We start from the raw sequence: 19,215 nt of genomic DNA, 5'->3' as shown, positions 1-19,215 counted from the left end.
TGAAATGCAGTGCTTAGAAGTTCACGCCGAAGCTGAGCGCCACGAAGTCGCGGTCATCCACGGTGGTGTACTTGCCGTCGAAGAAATTGGTGTAGGCCAGGCTCGCGGTGTAGGTGTTCTGGTATTCGGCGTCGACGCCCAGGCTGACCGCTTTGCGACCTTCCTCGAAGTTGCCGCCAGGGCCTGGCGAGTAACCGCTGACGTCGTGGGACCAGGCCACGTTCGGCTTCAGGTTCACACCGGCAAACACGTCGTTGTATTCCCAGATCGCCCGACCACGGTAGCCCCACGACATCGACGTGGTGAAACCGTCGTTTTCGCAATTGCGGCTGCGGTTGTTCTGCGGCGAACCGGGACCTGCGCCGTTGATGGTGCTGTTGTTGAGGATGTTGGCGCAGGTATCGACTGTGCCAGTAGCAGGCAACTCACCCGGACCGTAGACCGGATCGCGGCCATAGCGTTTGTCAGAACGGCTTTCCAGGCCACCGACGTAGGTCGCACCGACTTCACCGACGAGGGTCAGACGGCTGGCGCCCATGACCTGATCGAAGAAGTGCGTGAACGTCGTCTGGATCTGGGTGATTTCCTTGCGCTCATAGCCATGCAGATCCTGACCCGGCACGCCGGTCAGCAGCGAAGCGTTGGTCAGTGCACCGCCCAATGGACGCACGCCGGCAAACAGGATGTCGGTGGAGTTCAGTTGTACCGGCGCGTTCGGACGGTAGCTGATCTCACCGCTCCACGCCGTACCGGTAGGCAGGGTGGTGGAGAAACTCAGGCCGTAGAGACGAATGTCTTCCGGGTATTCGATGAAGTAATTCGAATTGCCCGCGACCAGCAGCGGTGCGAGTGCAGCGAACGGCCCCGGCAGCGCGGCGGCAGTGTTGTAGACCGACTGCGGTGCGCCGGTTGCACTGAAGATCGGCGCACGGCTGTGGTAGTTCATGAAGTACGCGCCGAACTCGGTGTCGAGTGGCTCGAACATGTATTTGAGGGACGCGCCCCACTGACCGCTGTCGCGCGCGTCACGGTCCGGCCCACGGCGCACCAGCACGCCTTCTTGGTCGACGTTCACACCGTTGGCGGCCAACGGCCCCAAAGCGATCGCCGGAATCTGCGAACGCTTGTTCAGTACGCGCAGATTGCTGTCGCAACCGTCAGCAACGATGTCCGGCTGGGAGAAGAAGGTGCCGCAGTTGTCGACGACGGTCTGGTCCCATTCCAGTTGGTAGAACGCTTCGGCCGAGAGGTTATCGGTGAGGCTCTGCGACACGTAGAACATGTTGACCGGAATCAGGCCTTCCTTGATCTCGGCGCCCGGACGACGGAACGCGGAGACGTCGATCGGGTTGATCGAGTTGATGCCGCCGCCGATGAAGGTACTTTCACCCCAGCTCACTACCTGCTTGCCCAGACGCACGGAGCCCGGCTGATCGGCAATCGCATAGTTGTGGTAGACGAAGGCGTCGAGGATCTGCCCGCCGGAGGACTTGGCGCCCTCTTTGCGGTTGCTGTCGCTGATGTCCTTGAACTGGCGGCTCTCGTCCTTCAGTTCGAAGTCGTACCAGTACTTGCCACGGACGAACACGCCGGTGTCGCCGTATTTCAATTCAAGGTCATGGATACCCTTGAAGATCTTCGAAAAGGTTTCGCCGCTCTTGAAGTTGGCGTGCCCGTCATCGGAAGTCTGCGACAGGCCACGGCCGCCGTTGTTGACGCCGATAAGGTTCTTGTTCGGGCTCTGAGTAGACCAACTGGCACCGATCGACAGGGACGAGTCGAACTGGCCTTCGATTTCACCGACGTTGAAACTGACGCCGAATGCAGGCCCGGCGAGCGAGGAGGCAAGACTGACCGCCAGAGGCAGTTTCGCCCGGCGCCAGAACTGGTTTACTGAGGTCATCGACGCTACTCCATGTGCATTATTGTTATGGCAGTGAGTACTTTTAAAAACGCTGTGGAGGACCGGGCGCCAAGGCTGCCCGAAATCGCTCCAGAGTTGCTCGCCCCGATCAGTGCGTGTGCTCCGTTTCTAAAAAGTCCTTGAGCGGACTATAGCCAGCGGGTGGTAGTGCTTGATCCCTCTAAAGTGTGATTTGCAGCCGCCAACCACTCTGGAACAGTCCTTTCGCCAGTCCGACACAAGTCGGCACGGCAAGGATGGCTGATTTTTTCGATTTCACAAGCCAAGCGCTTGCTTGGTGGGTCTGGCGCGCCGGTTTCGGCGCGCCAGCAGACACTCATAGAGTCGAAAGGAAGGTGCTGTTGTTGGCCTGCCATTCGGTGATGTCGAGGCGGATGCGCTTCTTGTCGAGCTTGCCGACACTGGTCTTGGGAATTTCGGTAACAAGGGCGATCTGACTGGGGATCGCCCACTTGCTCAGGTGCCCCAGCTCGACGAACGGCTTGAGGTGTTCCTTCAGTTCCCGTGCACCGATCACCTGCCCTTCGCGGACCACCAGCAAGGCAAACGGGCGCTCGCCCCACTGGGGATCGGCGATGCCCACCACTGCTACTTCGCGTACCGCCGCATGCCGGCTGATGAGGTCTTCGAGGTCGAGTGAGGAGATCCACTCGCCGCCGGTCTTGATCACGTCCTTGATGCGATCACGAATATCGATCACGCCCATGCTGTCGAGCGTGGCGACGTCACCGGTGTGCAACCAGCCACCGGCCCAGAGCTCGGCGCCCTTCTGCGGCTCGTTGAAATAACCTTCGGTCAGCCATGGCGCGCGCAGCACCAGTTCGCCCTGGGTTTCGCCGTCGGCCGGAAGGAAATTGCCCTCGCCGTCGACAATCGCCGCTTCGACCAACGGCCCCGGCACGCCGGCCTTGATCCGGTAAGTGGTGCGCTCGTCTTCGCTGCCGGCCATCAGTTCGTCGTTGAGGTGCGCGCAGGACACCAGCGGCCCGGTTTCCGACATGCCGTAAGCGGCTGTCAGCTGAATGCCACGGGCCTTGGCGTTTTCATAAAGACTGCGATTGAGTGCGCTGCCGCCGATGACGATTTTCCAGCCGCCGAAGTCGGCACCCTGCGCGGCTTTGGCGTTGAGCAGCATCTGCAGGATGGTCGGCACGCAATGGGAAAAGGTGACCTTCTCCTTGCGCCACAACTCCACCAGATACTCCGGATCGTAGCGCCCCGGATAAACCTGCTTGAGCCCGAGCATGGTCGCCACGTAAGGCAAACCCCAGGCGTGAACGTGGAACATCGGCGTGATCGGCATGTACACATCGTTGGTGCCGAGCAGGCGTACGCTGTCGATCGAACCCATGATCGTCGCCACGCCGATGGTGTGCAGCACCAGTTGCCGATGGGTGAAATACACGCCTTTCGGATTGCCCGTGGTGCCGGTGGTGTAGAACGTGGTGGCGACCGAGTTTTCGTCGAAGTCCTGAAAATCGTATTGCGCACTCGCAGCGGCCAGCAGTTGCTCATATTCGCCGACGAGGTTCGGCAGCTCTGCGGTTTTCTCCGGGAGATCGGTCAGCAGCAGGGTTTTCTCCACCGTGATCAGCTGCGGCGCGATGGCCTGATACAGCCCGACGAACTCGCTGTTGACCAGCACGAAGCGGTCCTCGGCGTGGTTCATGGTGTAGAGGATCTGCTCCGGCGACAGGCGCACGTTGATGGTGTGGATCACCGCGCCGATCATCGGAATGGCGAACATGCATTCCAGATAACGGTGGCTGTCCCAGTCCATCACCGCCACGGTGTCACCAGCCTTGACGCCGGCAGCCGTCAGCACATTGGCCAGCCGCGCAACCCGCTCGATCAGGGTCGGATAGCTGTAGCGCAACTGGTCGCGGTAGATGATTTCGCGGGTTTTCTCGTAACGGGCGCCGGACATCAGCAGCCGTTTGATCAGCAATGGATACTGGTAGGCCCCATCGGCCGGCGGAATGACCCGAGTCTGCAACATAAGAATCCCTTTTCTGACTGCACGGTGTTGGCGGAGAGATGCGTACTCTAGTGCGCCTGCATGACAGTCAAATCAGCCAAAGGAATGATTTGCAGAGCCGTACAAATGCTAGCTTTGCGCCAGCATTTCGGGCCGAAATTGAAGAAAACACGACCGGTGGGAGCGAGCCTGCTCGCGAAGGCGTCGGGTCAGTCGACACTTTTGGTGACTGGACTGGCGCTTTCGCGAGCAGGCTCGCTCCCACAGGGATTGATGTATTCCAGTTCTCAATGCATCTCGGTGAACGCGATTTTCACGCCGAGAGCAATCAGCACGGCACCCATGGTGCGGTCGAACCAGTGGCCCATGCGGGCGAAGCCGGCGCGCACGCGTTGCTGGCTGAACAGCATCGCCACCAGGCAGAACCAGATCGCCGTCGCCACCGCCAGGTAAACGCCGTAACCGGCCTGCACCGCCAGCGGTGTGTGCGGGTTGATCACCACGGTGAACAGCGAAAGGAAAAACAGCGTGGCTTTCGGGTTCAGACCGTTGGTGACGAAGCCCGAGGTAAACGCGCCCCGCGCGGTGCGTACGCCGGTTTCCCGGTGCAAGTCATCGGTGACGGTTTTCGCCGGTTGTGCGCGCAAGGCCTTGAAGCCGACGTACAGCAGGTAAGCCGCCGCCGCCCACTTCAGCGCGTTGAACAGCACGATCGACTGCGACACGATCAGACCGATGCCGAGCAACGAATAGCCGACATGCAGGAAAATCGCCGAGCCCACGCCCAGCGCGGTCCAGGTGCCGGCGCGGCGCCCATGGGTCACGCTCTCGCGCACGACCACGGCAAAGTCCGGGCCGGGGCTGGCAACGGCGAGCAGATGGATCAGGGCAACGGTCAAGAACTCGGTCCAGTACATGGGGGCTCCTTTGGGGCAGCTTGGTCAATAAAAAATCTGTAAAGAACACAGTCCGGTGGCGAGGGGATTCATCCCCGTTGGGTTGCGAAGGAGCCCCAAAAACTTCTGTCTGGCCCGCAGGCAATGATTTTGCGACTGCTGCGCAGCCGATCGGGGCGGTGCGACGTTTCGCTAAATCCCCTCGCCACAAGGTTATGTGTCCGCTGCGGGGTCAGCGTAACGATTTGTTTCATCTGGTAGGCTCGGCAGAGTACGCCCTCCGCTCACAGCACAAAAGGTACAGTTGATGACGAACATGCGCCGCGCGGTATTCCTTGATCACCCTTCGCTGGATCTCGGCGATCTGGACCTCGGTCCGTTGCGCGAATGCTTCAGCGACTTGCAGCTGTTCGCCCAGACTCTGCCGGAACAGGTCAGCGAACGCCTGCACGGCGCCAGTGTGGCGATCACCAACAAAGTCGTGATCGACGCCGCTGCAATGGCTGCCAACCCGCAACTGAAACTGATCCTGATCAGCGCCACCGGCACCAACAACGTCGACCTCGCTGCCGCCCGCGCTCACGGCATCACCGTGTGCAATTGCCAGGCTTACGGCACGCCGTCGGTGGCGCAACACACGATCATGCTGTTGCTCAACCTCGCCACACGCCTGGCCGACTATCAAAAGGCTGTGGGCGCAGGCCGCTGGCAACAGGCGAAACAGTTCTGTCTGCTCGACTACCCGATCGTCGAACTGCAAGGCAAAACCCTTGGCCTGCTCGGCCATGGCGAGCTCGGTGGCGCCGTGGCGCGATTGGCCGAAGCGTTCGGCATGCGTGTGTTGCTCGGGCAGATTCCGGGGCGCCCGGCGCGACCGGATCGCTTGCCGCTGAAAGAACTGCTGCCGCAGATCGACGCCCTGACCCTGCACTGCCCGCTCAACGAGCACACCCGGAACTTCATCGGCGCCGGCGAACTGGCCGCGATGAAGCCCGGCGCATTTGTGGTCAATACCGCCCGCGGCGGCCTGATTGATGAGCAGGCGCTGGCCGACGCTTTGCGCAGCGGTCACCTCGGCGGTGCGGCGACCGATGTGTTGAGTGTCGAGCCACCGACCCAGGGCAATCCGCTGCTCGCCGCCGATATCCCGCGCCTGATCGTCACCCCGCATAACGCTTGGGGCAGTCGCGAGGCGCGCCAGCGGATCGTCGGGCAACTGAGCGAAAACGCCCAGGCGTTCTTCAGCAGTGAGGCGCTGCGGGTCGTCAGTTGATAAACTGCGGCACTTTTTTTCAAGGAGCAGTTATGGATCCGCGCAGTGAAGTACTGCTTCGTCAGGCCGAGTTATTCCAGGGTTCGCTGCTGTTGGCCGGCCTGCCCGCCGATGATCTGCTCGGGCGTCTGCCGAATGCGTTCGGCTGGTGCTGGCACGCTGGCGACCAAGCCGCACTGGACGCGCGTTTCGAGGGCCGCAGCCAGTTCGGCGTGAATGTCCCGGAGCGCGAGTTCGACAGCGCTGTGGTGTTCCTGCCCAAGTCAAAGGACCTGACCGATTACATCCTCAACGCCGTGGCGTCGCGTCTGGCCGGGCGCGAGGTGTTTCTGGTCGGGGAAAAACGCAGCGGCATCGAAGGCGCGTCCAAACAGCTCAACCCGTTCGGCAAGCCGCGCAAACTCGACAGCGCTCGCCACTGCCAGCTCTGGCAAGTCACCGTGGCCAATGCGCCTGAAGCGAAACCGCTGGAAAGCCTGGCGCAGACCTACGAACTGCCGCTGGCCGAAGGGCCGTTGAAAGTCATCAGCCTGCCGGGCGTGTTCAGCCATGGGCGCCTGGATCGCGGCAGCGCCCTGCTGCTGGAGCATCTGGACAAACTGCCGAGCGGCCATCTGCTCGATTTCGGTTGCGGCGCCGGCGTGCTCGGGGCTGCGGTGAAACGTCGCTATCCGCACAATCAGGTGACGTTGCTGGATGTCGACGCGTTCGCCGCCGCCAGCAGCCGTCTGACCCTGGCTGCCAATGGCCTGGAAGCCGAAGTGCTGACCGGCGACGGCATCGACGCCGCGCCGATGGGTTTGAGCGCGATTCTGAGCAATCCGCCATTCCATGTCGGCGTGCACACCGATTATTTCGCTACGGAGAACCTGCTGCGAAAAGCGGCTAAACATCTGAAAAACGGTGGCGAACTGCGCCTTGTGGCGAACAGCTTTCTCAAGTATCAGCCGTTGATCGAGGAGCACTTGGGCGTGTGTGCGATCAAGGCTGAAGGCAATGGTTTCCGGATTTACCGGGCCAAGCGCGGTTGAAAATTTGTTCTTGCCCAATCGGATTTGCCTAGGCAGAATCCGCTCCGTCCTAGGGGAGTAGTCTCCCACGAGCACCAAGCTCGTCCGGCATACGTCAACACACTTGATCCTCAGATCATGGCGTATGCGACCCAAGCGTCCGCAACAGACGGATCGCAGGGTTTGACAAGACCTATGACACGCACACCTTACCCGGGGCGGGAAGGCTGTACGTGTCATAGCCGTGTCGACCCGCCCCTTAGGAAATCCCTGATGCTGGACTCGCTACTCGTTCCCACCGCTATCGTTGCCTTGGCCGAAATCGGCGACAAGACGCAACTGCTCGCGCTGATTCTCGCCGCTCGCTTTCGCAAACCCTGGCCGATCATTGCCGGGATTGTCGCCGCGACTTTGGCCAACCACGCAGCAGCTGGTGCGGTAGGTGCCTGGGTCGGCAGTTTCTTCTCCGACGCCGTCCTGCACTGGATCCTCGCCGCCAGCTTCGCCGCCACGGCGCTGTGGACCCTGGTCCCGGACAAAATGGATGACGACGAAGCCAGCACGGCGCGCAAGTTCGGGCCGTTCCTGACCACGCTGATCGCGTTCTTCCTCGCGGAAATCGGCGACAAGACGCAGATCGCCACGGTGATGCTCGCCGCGCAATATCCGGAACTGTGGCTGGTGATTATCGGCACCACCGTGGGCATGCTGATTGCCAACGTGCCGGTGGTCCTGGCGGGTAACTTTGCTGCAGAGAAACTGCCGCTGACCCTGATCCGCCGCCTCGCGGCTTCGGCGTTCATGATTCTGGCGATTGTTGCGGTTTATAAAGCGATGCAGAGCAGCGGCTGGGTTTAACCCTGAGAGAAGGATCGTTCCCACGCTCCGCGTGGGAATGCAGCCGGGGACGCTCTGCGTCCCGCTTGGAACGCGGAGCGTCCCTTGCGGCATTCCCACGCAGAGCGTGGGAACGATCATGACCCCGTCAATCTCAGGACTTCGGGGCTTTTTCGTACAGCGGCATCACTTTCGGAATCGCTGCCTGCAACGCAGCAATGCGGCTGCTGGATGCCGGGTGGGTGCTCATGAATTCCGGTGGCGCGCCTTCGGAAGCCTTGCTCATCTTGTCCCACAGGGTGATTGCCGCGTTCGGGTTGTAACCGGCGCGGGCGGCCAGTTCCAGGCCGATCAGGTCGGCTTCGTTTTCGTTGGCGCGGCTGTTGGGCAAGGTCATGCCGTAGTTGGCCACGGTGTCGGCCAGCGCCAGGCTGTCCTGGCCCAGACCGAACAAGGCACCGGCGCCCTGCTTCGCCATCTCCATCCCGTATGCCTTGGACATCGCTTCACGACCGTGCTCGCGCAGGGCGTGGGCGATTTCATGGCCCATGACCGCAGCGATTTCATCGTCGGTGAGTTTCAGACTGTCGATTAGCCCGGTGTAGAAGATGATCTTGCCGCCGGGACCGCAGTTGGCGTTGAGCTCATCGCTCTTGATCAGATTGACTTCCCATTGCCACTGCGCCGCGTCCGGGCGGAAGGTTGGCGCCTGGGCGATCAAGCGGTTGGCGATGGTCTGCACGCGTTTGGCTTCCGGGCTGGTCTTGTCCAGCACACCTTTGCTCGACGCCTCGCCGACGGTCTTCTGATACGACTGCGCGTACATCTGATCGACCTCTTGCGAGGACAGCATGCTGAACATGTACTGCTTGCGCTCCACGCCCACGGCACCGCCGCTGGTGGTGTTGACCGACTGACAACCGGCCAGCAACAGCGCTGCGCTCAAAGCACTTACTACTAATGTCTTGTTCATTCAAAAGCTCCCTGAAAACCTGAGGCGTATCCTAGGCGGCTAATTGTATCGGCGCCAGATACAACGGACGCATTGCGCGTACATTCACCTATGGCCGCAAGACCTCGTGGAAATTCCTCAAGCGCATTGAATCCGCCGCGCACCGATCCATCAGCGACATCGCGGGCCGATTCCGACCAACGTCTCTTATGGCCCTGCACACCCCGCCGATAAATCCCTCGCAGATTGTCCTCTTGCGTGCGGAGCTCCCATGAAGTTCAAGTCGATCCAGTTTTCCGTCGCCGCCCTGGCCGGCGCCATCGTTCTCAGCGTGGTCGCGGCGCTGGTGCTGTACGCGCTGTTCTCCGGCGCTCGCACGCAAGAAATGGTGCAACAGCGCACCCAGGCGCAGTTCGAGCAAGTCATCGAGCAGCGCCTGACTTCGCTGGCGCAGACCCAGGTCAGCCAGATCCAGCGCGAACTCGAAGCGCCGCTGCTGATTGCCGGCGGTCTGGTACGGGTCAACGCCCTGCTCGGCACAACCGCCGCCGATGGCCAGCCACGCCTGAGCGTCAGCCGCGAGCAACTGATCAGCCTGATCAAGGAAAACGTCGAAAAGAACCCGAAGATTCTCGGCACCTACATCGGCTGGGAAAAAAACGCACTGGACCACAATGACGCGGCCTACATCGGCAGCGCCGTGGTCGGTATCGACCCGGCCACCGGGCGCTTTTTGCCGTGGTGGTTCCGCAATACCGACGGCAGCCTGGGCGTGGACAAACTGGCCGATGTCGACGACCAGAAAACCTTGTCCACCGGCATACGCGCCAGCGAGTACTACCTGTGCTCGAAAGAGACGAAGAAACCCTGCGTGATCGACCCGGCACCGTACAAGGTCGGTGACAAGATCGTCATGCTCGCCTCGTTCATCGAACCGATCATGGTCAACGGCGCGTTCCAGGGCATCGTCGGCGCCGACCTCTCGGTGAACTTCATTCAGGACATGCTGCTCGCCGCCAACCAGAAACTCTACAGCGGTGCCGGCGAAATGGCGCTGGTCGGCGGCAATGGGCGGATCGTTGCCTACACCAAGGACTCGAGCAAATTCGGTGAAAAAGTCAGCGACATCCTCGACGCCGAACAGGCCAGCAATCTCGCCAGTCTCAAGCGCGACGAGGTCACCTATTCGGTGAATCAGGCCAAGGGCCGCATCGAACTGTACCTGCCGTTCGGCATCGGCCAGACCGACGCGCGCTGGACACTGATGCTGCAATTGCCGCTCAACGCGGTCATGGCCGATCTGCAAAACCTCCAGGCTGATCTTGATGCCCAGCGCAAATCCGACACCTTCGGCATGGCCATGGTCGGCCTGATCATCGCCGGCATCGGCCTGCTGGTGATCTGGCTGGTGGGGCACGGCATTGCGCGGCCACTCAAGCAAATGGTCGCCATGCTTGATGACATCGCTCAGGGCGAAGGCGATCTGACCCGGCGTTTGAGCAGCGACCGCAGCGACGAATTGGGCTCGATTGCCAAAGGCTTCAACACTTTCCTCGCCAAGTTGCAGGCGATGATCACCCAAGTGGTGACCTCGGTGCAGAGCGTCAGCGATTCCTCGGAACACACCGCCGACATCGCCATCCGCACCAACATCGGCGTGCAGAAACAAATGGCCGAAATCGATCAAGTGGCGACAGCGGTGCAGGAAATGACCGCCACCGCCCAAGACGTCGCGCGCAACGCCACCCAGGCAGCACAAGCGGCAAGCCACGCCGACCAGGCCGCCAGCCAGGGCATGCAGATCGTCCGCGACACCTCGAATTCGATTGGCGTACTGGCGGTGGAAATCGGCAAGGCTGTCGAGGTGGTGCAGACGCTGGCCAAGGACAGCGAAAACATCAACGCCATCCTCACCGCCATTCGCGGCATCGCTGAGCAAACCAATCTGCTGGCACTGAACGCGGCAATCGAGGCCGCCCGGGCCGGCGAGCAGGGTCGCGGTTTTGCCGTGGTCGCGGATGAAGTGCGCAATCTGGCGCAGAAAACCCAAAAGGCCACTGAAGAAATCCAGAGCATGATCCAGCAGTTGCAACAGGGCACCCGCGATGTGGTGCGCGTGATGGAAGACAGCCAGAACCGCACCGACGAAAGCGTGCAACACGCGGCGAAAGCGGCCGAAGCGCTGGAGACGATCACCCAGGCCGTGTCGGTGATCAATGACATGAACACGCAAATCGCCAGTGCGGCGGAAGAGCAAAGTGCAGTGGCCGACGACATCAACCGCAATGTGATCAATATCGGTCAGGTGGCGAATGAAGTGGCGGGCGGTGCGGATGAGTCGAGTTCGGCGAGCGCCGGGTTGACCAAACTGGCGGAACAGCAGCGGCGGTTGATCAATCAGTTCAAGGTCTGAAAGATCAAGAGCCCCTCACCCTAGCCCTCTCCCGGAGGGAGAGGGGACCGACCGCGATGTCTTGCGCTATACATCGACCTGAAAAAAACAGTCGATTATGGATTCACAACAGATCGGTCAGGTCGGTGAACCTTTGAAGTATCCCCATTCGGCCCCCTCTCCCTCCGGGAGAGGGCTGGGGTGAGGGGCTTTTGATCCACGCAAATCAAGCCGGGGTCAAACACTCCGGCCCGTTCAACTTCGGATCATTCACCAGATTCGCCAGCACCCGCTCGCGCAGCGCCGCCGGTTCACTGGCGAGCAAACCCTGCAAGACATGCATCGGCGTTTCGGGATCAAGCCAGGCAGCCTGCCCCGCTTCATCAAGAATCAACGGCCGGCGCTGACTCGCCGCCGACTGAGTAATCACCGCCGTACTCAGCCAGACCTGTTCCTGCACCGGATACGCTTCCCAGATCGCCGCGAAAAACAACGACGAGCCCTCCCCCGGCGTCAACCAGTAAGGCCGCTTGCGCTGGGTGCCGCGCCATTCGTAAAAGCCGTTGGCCGGCAGCAGGCAGCGACGCAAGCGCAAGGCCTCACGAAACATCGGCTGTTCTGCGACAGTTTCGGCGCGGGCATGGGCCGGGGTCTTCGACAGATCGGTCAGCCACGGCGGCGTCAGGCCCCAGCGTGCACGGGCCAAGGTGCGCTGGCCGTCTTCTTCGGCACGTAGCATCAACACCGAATCATTCGGGGAAATGTTCCACTGCGCCTGCTGATCGGCGGGAAAACCTGGCAGGGCCGCGAACTCGCGGTTCCAGCGAAACAGGGCATAACGTCCACACATGGGGCAACACGACTCTGAATAAAACGAAGGCCAGCCTAACAGACCAGCGTGCCGGGAAAGCTTTCCGGTTCGTCGCCGGGCAGCGGCAGCGCGGCATTGTACGCGGTGATCAACTCGCGGGCGTATTCGGCCTGATCGTTATCCACCGACAGCCAGAGCAGGCCGAAGATCGGCAATTCACCCGCACCGCCCACCAGATCACGACCGATCAGATGCGCCTCGATCCCCTCAGTGGCAAGCATGCCCTTGAGCATTTCGCCCTCCATCAGGTTCGCCGGTTCGTAGATGCGCTGCATACGCGGCCCTCACTCGTTTTCGCTGAAGACTTCCAGATGCCACTCTTCTTCATGTACCTGCAGGACAAAGGTGATCGGACGACAGCACACCTGGCAGTCTTCGATATACGTCTGATCCCCAGCAGACAAATCCAGAGTGGTCTCCACTTCCTCACCGCAATACGGACATTCATACAGTGCATTTTCCAGCATCGCGGTCTCCCCAGTGACTTGTGCGTATAATCGCCGGTCTATTTGCAGGGCTATTTTTGTCTGGCTAATTTTCAGACCGTGCCCCGCGGGTTTTCGATCTAACCCTTTACTTACCCTAGCCGTTTCCAACAAGAGAGCATGATGGGCGAATTCGATGCCATCCGACCTTACGACGACAGCGAAGTACCTGCGGTACTGGCAAGGCTGCTCGGCGACAAGGCGTTTCTAGATATCCTCACCCACTTCCGCTTCCCGCGTTTTGCCGGTGCCTTCGGCTGGATGCTCAAACCTCTTATAGCCCATCGGCTGCGTCGTGAGTTTGCCGACGTGAATTCCGTGGCTACCTTACAGGACAAAGTCGAGTTCTACGTCGACCACACCATCGAGCGCGCCACCGACGGCGTGACGTATACCGGTGTCGAGCAGTTCAAGTCCGGCAGCGCCTACCTGTTCATCGCCAACCACCGCGATATCGTCATGGACCCGGCCTTCGTCAACTACGCCGTGTACCACGCCGGCCTGCCGACGCCGCGCATCGCGATTGGCGACAACCTGCTGCAAAAGCCGTTTGTCAGTGACCTGATGCGCTTGAACAAGAGCTTCATCGTCCACCGTTCGATCACCGGCCGCCGCGAGAAAATGGCTGCGTATCAACTGCTTTCGGCGTACATCAACCACTCGATCCGCAACGATTGCGCGTCGATCTGGATTGCTCAGGCGGAAGGTCGGGCGAAGGACGGCGACGACCGTACCGAGTCGGCGATCCTCAAGATGTTCCACATGAGCCGCAAGGACGAGCCGTTCGGCGAAGTGATCCGCTCGCTGAACGTGACGCCGGTGTCGATCAGCTATGAGTACGACCCGTGCGATCAGGCCAAGGCCCGCGAACTCTACATCCGCGCCACCACCGGCACCTACGCCAAGGCGCCGGGCGAGGATGACGTGAGCATCGCCAAAGGCATCACCGGCTACAAGGGCCGGGTGCACGTGAACTTCGCCGCGCCGATCACCGAAGTGTTCGAGGACACCAAGCAATTGGCGATCGAGATGGACAAGCAGATTCTCGGCGGCTACCGGTTGTTCCCGGTGCATTACCTGGCGTATGCGCAGTGGGCGGATGCCGATCCGCAACTGAATGTGCCAACGGCGGCCGAGGTGTTCCCGGCTGACGAACTGGCCAAGGCGCAGGATGAGTGGCAAAGCCGTCTGGACGCCTGCCCCGCTGAGCATCGCCCGTACCTGGTGCTGCAATATGCAACGCCGGTGCGCAATCAGTATCGGGTCAAGGCTGGATTGCCGCTGTAGTGGCGAGGGGATTTATCCCCTCAACACAGGTTTGCTATTGCTTCAGAAGCGGGTGCTGATCCAGGAGACGATCAAAGCAAGCCCCAGGCAAGCAAAACCAAAACGATAGAAAAACCGGTTCATGCGCAACGTCGCCCAATCGAGCATCGGCTCGGCATTGGGCTGCGCCTGGCGCTGGGCGGCGAGACTGGCCTGCGCGCGTTGCTCACGGCGGCGGGTCGCGTGCAGCAGCCAGCTGCCCGGAAAGGCCAGGAGCAAGGCCAGCAGGTTGATCAACTTGGCGGGATGGGCGGTAAACAGCGTCATCAAGTGCAGCGACATTACAGACCTCGAACTTAACCGGTGTGGCAGACGCCAGACCGACGACCGCGGCGCGGATTCTACCCAAACCCTGACGCCCTGCCCCAGCCTTTGCGACAAATAACCTGACAATCGACCGATGGCTGTCCTGTGTCATGGCATCGTCACGTGGATGCTTCACCCTGCGCGCCTCGAAACCCGAATGGAATGCGACATGCTGCACGCGGAAAACCAGGATCGCCTGTACCTCATCACTCCTTACGACGACCAGCAAAGCCTGGTCGGCAGCCTTGCCTTCAACGTGCAGGATCGACACTGGCTGGTGTATTGCGCGCTGGGCGGGCATCAGCATGCGGACTTGCCCGAGACCGATTTGTTGACTGGCGTGAGCGTGCTTGATTTCTATTCCCAGGCTGCCTGAACGTCAAAAGCACCCTCACCCTAGCCCTCTCCCAGAGGGAGAGGGGACTGACCGAGGTGTTTGCGGTAGATGCGCCGACATGAGATACCGCGCCGAATTCAGGTTTTGAAGCACACGCGATCGGCTCCCTCTCCCTCGGGAGAGGGCTGGGGTGAGGGGAATCGATTTCCCATACGACACAAATCTCAGATTCACAAAAAAGCCCGGAACCATCACTGGCCCCGGGCTTTTTCACATTCGCTGCAAACTTACTCAGCGAGCACCTGACCCACGGTCGGGTCCTTGAACAGACGCGTCAGTGCATCGCTCAATACATCGCTGACCAGTTTGGTGTTGGTTTCCTGATTCGGCGCCATGCCGAAGCGCTGGTCCAGCGACGCACCGTAACGGCCGCTGTAACGGCGGTTAGCATTCTGCACGTCGGAGCGGAAGGTCGCGCCGATGGTGGCTTCGGTCACGTACATGCCTTCTTTCGGCGACTGGTATTTCAGCTCGGCCAGGGTCACGGTCAGCTGCGGCGCGTTGGGTGCGTTAGTGGTCGGGGTGAAGCCGAGCAGGCGTACGGCGGCTTCGGCCTGGGCCTGCAGCTTCGGCAGGATCTGCTCGCGCTGTACGGTGATGGCGCTGGTTTCCGGGTACAGACCGCCACGGGTGCCGAGGGTTGGCGACGGACGACCGTCGACCACACGCACGATGACAGGCTGGCCGCGACCGACCGCTGGCAATTGCGTGGTCAGCTTCGGCTCCGGATTCAGTTGTTGCGGGCTGTGGGCGCAGCCGGCGAGGGTCAAACCGGCGACAGTGATCAAACCGAACAACAGGCGTTGCAACATGCTCTTCTCTCCAGAATCAGGCACAAACAGGCCGGCAGTATAGCGGTGGGCCACTGCGCGTAACCAGCGCCGCACAGTGAATACTGCAATGTCAGACAAACCCCGCCGAAAGCGGTTCCTGTCACACATTCTTCACCGTCCATACACCCTGGCGTCATGGCTTGCCGACAATCTTCAAAGCAGTCCTCCTTCAAGGAACTCTGCCATGCGTTATCTGATCTCGCTGTTCGCCCCACGCCCGCTGCATCGCAGCTTCGCCCTGCTCGACCGCAACGGCCGTTGCCAGGCTTTCAAACAGTGCAGCCTGCAACCGATGGGCGACGGCTGGGTGGAAATTGAAGAAATCCGCCTGACCTGGTTGAACCAGCCGCTGCCCGCCAGCGCCCGGGTCGTACCGCGACAAATGCGCGCACGGGGTCAGGTGCAGTTGAGCATCTGACCGGATGCCTAATAAAAGTCATTAAACACGAGCAACTGCGCGCATTTCTTCGCTACAATCTCCCCCCGATTATAAGGACGTCTCCTGATCGGGCCCCGCAACAGCGTCAATGCGCATGCATCGACATCAAAATCGCCCACAGAGAGCCGCCCACACAGATCGAGTGAAGTTGGCGCGCTTGCCTGTTCTTCCGGCAAAAACCCGCTTTTCGCGAATCTGCAGAGCTGTCATTCGCTCGGCCACCGCGTTGTTTTGCCCTAGCGGGCAGGTGCCAGGCCAAGGCAGCCCTTTTTTGAGGTTCACGTCTTCAAAAGAGCGTGAAAAAAACGGGTTTTCACAACTTCACAAGAGTGTGGCGAGCAAATGAATAGTTTTGCGTCTGAACATGCACCATTAGCGTCTGAAACAGCCCAACGACACAGGACCGGGTATACCTCGAACATCGGAGCCTGAAGCCTGTCCGCTACGGATTTGGTTGCACGAAAACGGATGACTCGACCATAAGTCGAATTGCCAGCCCTGCGTGAAAATGCGTTCATGGAACGCTTGAAACCAGGCCGCACGCATCCGTCGAAGTTGCGAAAAATTGCGAAGATTCGGACATGGCCCACCTGACCACGGATAGCCCGGGCCCACTGACCTGCCCTGGAACGCCTGGCAGCCATGCCGACAATTTGGTGCTGCAGATTTGGGAGACGCGTTAAATGGCGCATAACGAAGCAGTCGACGTAGTTCTGGTAGGGGCCGGCATCATGAGTGCCACCCTGGCCGTACTGCTCAAAGAGCTCGACCCCGCGATCAAGCTGGAAGTCGTCGAGCTGATGGATTCCGGCGCCGCCGAGAGTTCCAATCCGTGGAACAACGCCGGTACCGGTCACGCCGGCCTGTGCGAGCTGAACTACACCCCGCAGGCTGCCGATGGCAGCGTCGACATCAAGAAAGCCGTGCACATCAACACCCAGTTCGAGGTGTCGAAGCAGTTCTGGTCGTACCTGACCAAAAAAGGCACGTTCGGCTCGTGCAAATCCTTCATCAGCCCGGTACCGCACCTGAGTTTCGTTCAGGGCGAAAGCGGTGTGTCGTTCCTCAAGGAGCGATTCAATGTCCTGAGCAAGCACCACGCGTTTGCCGACATGGAGTACACCGAAGACAAAGGCAAGATGGCCGAGTGGATGCCGCTGATGATGCCGGGCCGCTCGCCCGACGAAGTCCTAGCCGCCACCCGTGTGATGAACGGCACCGACGTCAACTTCGGCGCCCTGACCAATCAGTTGCTCAAGCACCTGAGCAGTGCTCCGGACACCCAGGTCAAATACTGCAAGCGCGTGACCGGCCTCAAGCGTAACGGCGCCGGCTGGACCGTCAGCATCAAGGACGTCAACAACGGCAACACCCGCGAAGTCGACGCGAAGTTTGTCTTCCTCGGTGCCGGTGGCGCGGCCCTGCCGTTGCTGCAGGCTTCGGGCATCGAAGAAAGCAAAGGCTTCGGCGGCTTCCCGATCAGTGGCCAGTGGCTGCGTTGCGATAACCCGGAAGTGGTCAAGCACCACCAGGCCAAGGTCTACAGCCAGGCAGCCGTGGGTTCGCCACCGATGTCGGTGCCGCACCTCGACACTCGCGTCGTCGACGGCAAGAAATCCCTGCTGTTCGGGCCATACGCCGGTTTCACCACCAAGTTCCTCAAGCATGGCTCCTTCATGGACCTCCCGATGTCGGTGCGCGCCGGCAACATCGGGCCGATGCTGGCGGTGGCGAAAAACAACATGGACCTGACCAAGTACCTGGTCAGCGAAGTGATGCAGTCAATGGAACAGCGTCTGGAATCCCTGCGCCGTTTCTACCCGCAGGCGAAAGCCGAAGACTGGCGCCTGGAAGTGGCCGGCCAACGGGTGCAGATCATCAAGAAGGACCCGAAAAAGGGCGGCATCCTGCAGTTCGGTACCGAACTGGTCGCGGCGAAGGACGGCTCCCTCGCTGCCCTGCTCGGCGCATCGCCAGGTGCGTCGGTGACCGTTTCGATCATGCTCGAGCTGATCGAGAAGTGCTTCCCGGCCAAGGCGTCCGGCGAGTGGGCAAGCAAACTGGCGGAAATCTTCCCGGCCCGTGAAAAGGTTCTGGAAACCGATGCTGCGCTGTATCGCAAGATCAACACGCAGAACAACATCGCCCTGGAACTGGTTGAAGAAAGCAGCGAGACACCAAGCTTCGCTTGATCTTGCGGCATAAAAAACGCCCCGTACTCGTTGAGTGCGGGGCGTTTTTTTATGGCCAGGCAAGAACCAATAATCCTGGCTTACAGACCTTTGTAGTGAGATGGCCTCAGCTGCGAGCCTTGTCGATCAATTCGATGTACTCAGCGGCGTTACGCTGATCCTTGATCAGCTCGACAAAAGTCTTGCCCTGCGCGTCCTTGCCATCGACGTCATAACCCGCCGCAACAAAGAAGCCCAGAAAGCGCTCGAAGTCATCGATGCGCAAACCGCGGTAGGCCTTGATCAGTTTGTGCAGCGACGGCGAAGTGGCGTCGACCGGCTCAAAATCGAGGAACAGCTTGATCTGCTCATCGCCGATCTCGTCACCAATCACTTGTTTCTTATCTTTACGCATTGCCGACTCCAGCTCGCAGACATGACACGGGGCGGGCAGTTTACCCCTGCCCGACCGCCCGGCTCAACGCGGACGAATCGCCCCGGTGTGCAAATCGGCCCAGATATGGCCGTTGGCATAACTGAGGAACTGCACATACACCGTGTCATTACGCAGCAGATCCATCACCACGCGGTATTGAGCGAGCGGATAGAACAGCGTCAGGGTTTTGCTTTTGTCATCGTAGGCCGGCTTTTTCAGGCTTTTGCTCTCGCCGTCGAAACTCACCAGCACCTGAGAAATGCTCGCGCCCTTGTTCAGCGATTTGCCTTTGAGGCGGATCAACAAGGATGAGGTGACCGGAATCGGCTGCTGATTGGACTGGCGCTGCGCACCGACCACCACCGAATACTCGCTGACCTGCAGCAGTTGCTGCTGCTCGGGTTCAGCGTCGCGCAGGGTCAGATCGTCCGGCGGCAGGAACTGGCTGTGCATCGGCGCAGCGGACAGCGGCAGGCTGAGGGACAGCAACAGGGCGGCGAGACTGCGGATCAAGAGGCGCATGACAGGCTCCGGAGGCGGGGCCGAGCACTCTAGCATGGCTGTCGCGCAAGGATCAGCACACACAAAAACAACTGTGGGAGCGAGCCTGCTCGCGAAAGCGGTGTGTCAGTTTTCAATGATGCTGACTGACACGACGCCTTCGCGAGCAGGCTCGCTCCCACAGGGGG

At 60.5% G+C, this 19,215-nt stretch carries 19 protein-coding genes, 1 pseudogene and 1 riboswitch; of the genes and pseudogenes, 9 read left to right on the top strand and 11 right to left on the bottom strand.

Annotated features, from left to right (window positions below):
* Nucleotides 1–13 precede the first annotated feature (13 nt).
* From AAEZ10_RS23100 to AAEZ10_RS23090, 3 genes are all read right to left on the bottom strand, one after another.
* Nucleotides 14–1,903 (bottom strand): DUF1302 domain-containing protein, encoded by a 1,890-nt coding sequence (locus tag AAEZ10_RS23100; protein WP_073473478.1) that lies wholly within the window; start codon nt 1,901–1,903, stop codon nt 14–16.
* A 337-nt stretch (nt 1,904–2,240) separates the two neighbouring features.
* Nucleotides 2,241–3,923, bottom strand: coding sequence for a fatty acid--CoA ligase (locus AAEZ10_RS23095; protein ID WP_350571146.1), 1,683 nt, complete (start codon nt 3,921–3,923; stop codon nt 2,241–2,243).
* Between the two features lie 266 nt (nt 3,924–4,189).
* Nucleotides 4,190–4,819 (bottom strand): LysE family translocator, encoded by a 630-nt coding sequence (locus AAEZ10_RS23090; protein ID WP_122507850.1) that lies wholly within the window; start codon nt 4,817–4,819, stop codon nt 4,190–4,192.
* A gap of 286 nt (nt 4,820–5,105) precedes the next feature.
* Between AAEZ10_RS23090 and AAEZ10_RS23085 the strand changes: the two genes are divergently transcribed.
* From AAEZ10_RS23085 to AAEZ10_RS23075, 3 genes are all read left to right on the top strand, one after another.
* Nucleotides 5,106–6,071 carry a 2-hydroxyacid dehydrogenase gene (locus AAEZ10_RS23085; RefSeq protein ID WP_350571144.1) on the top strand — a complete coding sequence of 322 codons (966 nt, stop codon included), beginning with the start codon at nt 5,106–5,108 and terminating at the stop codon, nt 6,069–6,071.
* Nucleotides 6,072–6,103: 32 nt separating this feature from the next.
* The gene (locus AAEZ10_RS23080; protein WP_016773244.1) at nt 6,104–7,102 is read left to right on the top strand and encodes a methyltransferase; all 999 of its coding nucleotides are present in this window, start codon (nt 6,104–6,106) and stop codon (nt 7,100–7,102) included.
* Nucleotides 7,103–7,141: 39 nt separating this feature from the next.
* A riboswitch (yybP-ykoY riboswitch) is annotated at nt 7,142–7,266 on the top strand.
* A gap of 88 nt (nt 7,267–7,354) precedes the next feature.
* Entirely contained in the window at nt 7,355–7,939 is a 585-nt protein-coding gene (locus AAEZ10_RS23075) for a TMEM165/GDT1 family protein (protein WP_041479980.1), read from the top strand.
* Nucleotides 7,940–8,072: 133 nt separating this feature from the next.
* Here the strand turns inward: AAEZ10_RS23075 and AAEZ10_RS23070 are convergent, their stop codons facing one another.
* A complete protein-coding gene (locus AAEZ10_RS23070; RefSeq protein WP_016773242.1) occupies nt 8,073–8,891 on the bottom strand; it encodes a M48 family metallopeptidase in 819 nt (272 codons plus the stop codon).
* A 250-nt stretch (nt 8,892–9,141) separates the two neighbouring features.
* On the opposite strand from AAEZ10_RS23070, the pseudogene AAEZ10_RS28045 reads away from it, so the two are divergent.
* Together AAEZ10_RS28045 and AAEZ10_RS28040 are read left to right on the top strand one after the other, a co-directional pair.
* A pseudogene (locus AAEZ10_RS28045) lies at nt 9,142–10,428 on the top strand (methyl-accepting chemotaxis protein); the annotation flags it as partial.
* 12 nt (nt 10,429–10,440) lie between these two features.
* Nucleotides 10,441–11,283, top strand: a complete 843-nt coding sequence (locus tag AAEZ10_RS28040; RefSeq protein ID WP_370593580.1) for a methyl-accepting chemotaxis protein — start codon at nt 10,441–10,443, stop codon at nt 11,281–11,283.
* A gap of 205 nt (nt 11,284–11,488) precedes the next feature.
* On the opposite strand, the gene AAEZ10_RS23060 is transcribed toward AAEZ10_RS28040, so the two are convergent.
* From AAEZ10_RS23060 to AAEZ10_RS23050, 3 genes are read right to left on the bottom strand one after another with little or no spacing between them, the layout of a single operon-like run.
* Nucleotides 11,489–12,112, bottom strand: coding sequence for an SOS response-associated peptidase (locus AAEZ10_RS23060; RefSeq protein WP_071173563.1), 624 nt, complete (start codon nt 12,110–12,112; stop codon nt 11,489–11,491).
* Nucleotides 12,113–12,147: 35 nt separating this feature from the next.
* Entirely contained in the window at nt 12,148–12,408 is a 261-nt protein-coding gene (locus AAEZ10_RS23055; protein ID WP_016773239.1) for a putative signal transducing protein, read from the bottom strand.
* A 9-nt stretch (nt 12,409–12,417) separates the two neighbouring features.
* Nucleotides 12,418–12,600 (bottom strand): CPXCG motif-containing cysteine-rich protein, encoded by a 183-nt coding sequence (locus AAEZ10_RS23050; protein ID WP_016773238.1) that lies wholly within the window; start codon nt 12,598–12,600, stop codon nt 12,418–12,420.
* 138 nt (nt 12,601–12,738) lie between these two features.
* On the opposite strand from AAEZ10_RS23050, the gene AAEZ10_RS23045 reads away from it, so the two are divergent.
* A complete protein-coding gene (locus AAEZ10_RS23045; RefSeq protein WP_041479984.1) occupies nt 12,739–13,905 on the top strand; it encodes a 1-acyl-sn-glycerol-3-phosphate acyltransferase in 1,167 nt (388 codons plus the stop codon).
* 42 nt (nt 13,906–13,947) lie between these two features.
* On the opposite strand, the gene AAEZ10_RS23040 is transcribed toward AAEZ10_RS23045, so the two are convergent.
* Nucleotides 13,948–14,226, bottom strand: a complete 279-nt coding sequence (locus AAEZ10_RS23040) for a hypothetical protein (protein WP_016770663.1) — start codon at nt 14,224–14,226, stop codon at nt 13,948–13,950.
* A 193-nt stretch (nt 14,227–14,419) separates the two neighbouring features.
* On the opposite strand from AAEZ10_RS23040, the gene AAEZ10_RS23035 reads away from it, so the two are divergent.
* Nucleotides 14,420–14,626 carry a hypothetical protein gene (locus AAEZ10_RS23035; RefSeq protein WP_016770662.1) on the top strand — a complete coding sequence of 69 codons (207 nt, stop codon included), beginning with the start codon at nt 14,420–14,422 and terminating at the stop codon, nt 14,624–14,626.
* A 248-nt stretch (nt 14,627–14,874) separates the two neighbouring features.
* Here AAEZ10_RS23035 and AAEZ10_RS23030 read toward each other — a convergent pair whose 3' ends face one another.
* The gene (locus AAEZ10_RS23030; RefSeq protein ID WP_024014276.1) at nt 14,875–15,459 is read right to left on the bottom strand and encodes a YajG family lipoprotein; all 585 of its coding nucleotides are present in this window, start codon (nt 15,457–15,459) and stop codon (nt 14,875–14,877) included.
* A gap of 205 nt (nt 15,460–15,664) precedes the next feature.
* Between AAEZ10_RS23030 and AAEZ10_RS23025 the strand changes: the two genes are divergently transcribed.
* Entirely contained in the window at nt 15,665–15,898 is a 234-nt protein-coding gene (locus tag AAEZ10_RS23025) for a hypothetical protein (protein ID WP_016773235.1), read from the top strand.
* Between the two features lie 704 nt (nt 15,899–16,602).
* A complete protein-coding gene (gene mqo / locus AAEZ10_RS23020) occupies nt 16,603–18,111 on the top strand; it encodes a malate dehydrogenase (quinone) (protein WP_024014277.1) in 1,509 nt (502 codons plus the stop codon).
* Nucleotides 18,112–18,217: 106 nt separating this feature from the next.
* On the opposite strand, the gene AAEZ10_RS23015 is transcribed toward mqo, so the two are convergent.
* Nucleotides 18,218–18,505 carry a PA4642 family protein gene (locus AAEZ10_RS23015; RefSeq protein WP_122706673.1) on the bottom strand — a complete coding sequence of 96 codons (288 nt, stop codon included), beginning with the start codon at nt 18,503–18,505 and terminating at the stop codon, nt 18,218–18,220.
* A gap of 63 nt (nt 18,506–18,568) precedes the next feature.
* Nucleotides 18,569–19,048, bottom strand: a complete 480-nt coding sequence (locus AAEZ10_RS23010) for a hypothetical protein (protein WP_071173567.1) — start codon at nt 19,046–19,048, stop codon at nt 18,569–18,571.
* Nucleotides 19,049–19,215: the final 167 nt, after the last annotated feature.

Origin of the sequence: Pseudomonas sp. H26/SER47-MNA-CIBAN-0231 (assembly GCF_040310465.1) — a bacterium.
Classification (GTDB): Bacteria; Pseudomonadota; Gammaproteobacteria; order Pseudomonadales; family Pseudomonadaceae; genus Aquipseudomonas; species Aquipseudomonas atacamensis.
The sequence above is the reverse complement of the archived record's forward strand: the minus strand, read 5'-3'. Positions and strand labels throughout refer to the sequence as shown.